Annotated in this window: 2 protein-coding genes; both read left to right on the top strand. The window is 66.4% G+C overall.

Going from position 1 to position 2,287, the window contains the following annotated elements:
- A partial coding sequence (locus EOA27_RS32590; protein WP_127258305.1) for an esterase-like activity of phytase family protein occupies window positions 1-1,105 on the top strand: 1,105 nt, incomplete at its 5' end.
- Between the two features lie 107 nt (window positions 1,106-1,212).
- On the top strand, window positions 1,213-2,287 hold a 1,075-nt coding region (locus tag EOA27_RS32585), incomplete at its 3' end, for an MATE family efflux transporter (RefSeq protein WP_145970688.1).

Below are 2,287 nucleotides of genomic sequence, written 5' to 3'. Positions count from 1 at the left end.
CGCCGACACCATGCTCTTGACCGACGACAAGGGCGCCGACGCCACCGGCCTCGATCCGCTGAACGGCGTGCGCGAAGCCGCCGGCGACATGCCGATCCTGCCGCAGGCCGAAAACGGCAAGCTTTCGCTGGACGACGAAGCGATCGTGCGCCTGCCCGATGGCACCATGTTCATCTCCGACGAATATGGCCCCAACATCTACCGCTTCTCGGCCGAAGGCCGGCTGATGTCGGCGACGCAGCCGCCCGCGGCCCTGGTGCCGATGCGCCACGCCAAGCCGAACTTCGCTTCCGACAATCCTGGCCCGGGCGCCGCCGAGCCAGATCCGAAGGACCCGGAAACCGGCCGTCAGAACAACCAGGGCCTCGAAGGCATGTCGGTGACGCCCGACGGCAAGTTCCTGATCGCCGTGCTGCAGTCGGCGGCCCGTCAGGACGGCGGCGATTCCGGCTCGACGCGCCAGAACACCCGCGCGCTGGTCTATGACGCTTCCGACCTCGCTCACCTCAAGCTGGCGCATGAATATGTCGTGCCGCTGCCGGTCTTCAAGGATGCCAAGGGCAAGACCAAGGTCGCCGCGCAGAGCGAGATCGTCGCGCTCTCCGACACCAGCTTCCTGATGCTGGCGCGCGACTCGGGCAACGGCCAGGGCCTGAAGGGCGAAGAATCGGTCTATCGCAAGATCGAGATCGTCGACCTCTCCGCCGCGACCGACATCGCCAACGGTCCGTTCGATGCCGCCGACAAGCCGGTGGCGCCGAAGGGCGTGCTTGATCCGTCGGTGACGCCGGCCAAGCTAACCTCCTTCATCGACATCAACGACAAAGGCGAGCTCGGCCGCTTCGGCCTGCACAATGGCGCGCCGAATGACAGGAACAACCTGTCCGAGAAGTGGGAGGCGATGTCGCTGGCGCCCGTCGTCGATCCGAAGCTTCCCGACGACTATTTCCTGTTCGTTGCCAACGACAACGACTTTCTCACCCAGGACGGCTTCCAGGTCGGCGCGCCCTACAAGGCCGAGGACGGCGCCGATGTCGACACCACCTTCCTGGTCTATCAGGTCACCCTGCCTGGACTGTCCGGGAACAGCCTCGCCGCGAACTAGTTCTGCTTCAGCCGCACGCCGAGCGGGCATACGGCTGAGCGCGGAAGGGATGCATGAGCATCAGGCCTGCGATAGCATCGCGGGCCTGATTCATTTTCGGTGCTGCCATGGATGACGACAAGCCCGCTCGAAGGCGGACCCACGATCTGACCAGCGGGCCGATCCCGCGCACGCTGCTTTTGTTCGCGCTGCCGGTGCTGGGTTCCAACGTGCTGCAGTCGCTCAACGGCTCGATCAACGCGGTCTGGGTCGGCCGCTTCCTCGGCGAGGCGGCGCTGACGGCGACCTCCAACGCCAATCTGGTGCTGTTCCTGATCCTCGGCACGGTGTTCGGCATCGGCATGGCGGCGACCATCCTGGTGGCGCAGTCCGTCGGCGCCCGCGATCTGCCCGCGGCGAAGCGCATCGTCGGCACCAGCGCCACCTTCTTCTTCCTGGTCTCGGTCGTGTTCGCCGTCTGCGGCTGGATCTGGGTCGACGCTATCCTCACCGGGCTCGGCACGCCGTCGGACGCCTTGCCGCTGGCGCGCAGATACCTGCGCATCATCTTCGTCGCGGTGCCAATGATGAACCTTCTGTCCTTCGTCATGACCGTGCTGCGCGGCGCCGGCGACTCGCGAACCCCGTTTTTCTTCATGGCGCTGGCGGTCGTTCTTGACGTCGTGCTCAATCCGCTGCTGATCCGCGGCATCGGCCCCTTCCCCGAGCTCGGCATCGCCGGCTCGGCGACCTCGACGCTCATAGGCCAGACGGTGAGCGGCATTGCCATCCTGATCGTGCTTTATCTTCGCAAGCACCCGCTGCGGTTGGCCGGCGCCGATCTCGCTCTGCTGCGGCCCGACCCGGCGCTGCTGCGCATCGTCGTCTTCAAGGGCATCCCGATGGGCCTGCAGATGATCGTCATCTCGGCCGCGGCGCTCACCGTGATGGGCATCGTCAACTCCTACGGCTCGCAGGTCGCCGCCGCTTACGGCATCCCGGCGCAGCTCTGGACCTATATCCAGATGCCGGCGCTGGCGATCGGGGCAGCGGTTTCCTCGATGGCCGCGCAGAATGTCGGCGCCGGCCGCTGGGACCGCATCGGCAAGGTCGCGGCTTCGGGGGTCGGCTTCAACCTGGTGCTGACCGGCGCGCTGGTGGCGCTGCTCTTCGTCTTCGACCGCCCGGTGCTCAGCCTCTTCC

The organism is Mesorhizobium sp. M2A.F.Ca.ET.037.01.1.1 (assembly GCF_003998075.1).
Taxonomy (GTDB): domain Bacteria; phylum Pseudomonadota; class Alphaproteobacteria; order Rhizobiales; family Rhizobiaceae; genus Mesorhizobium.
This window is presented reverse-complemented; position numbering and strand designations above follow the sequence as displayed.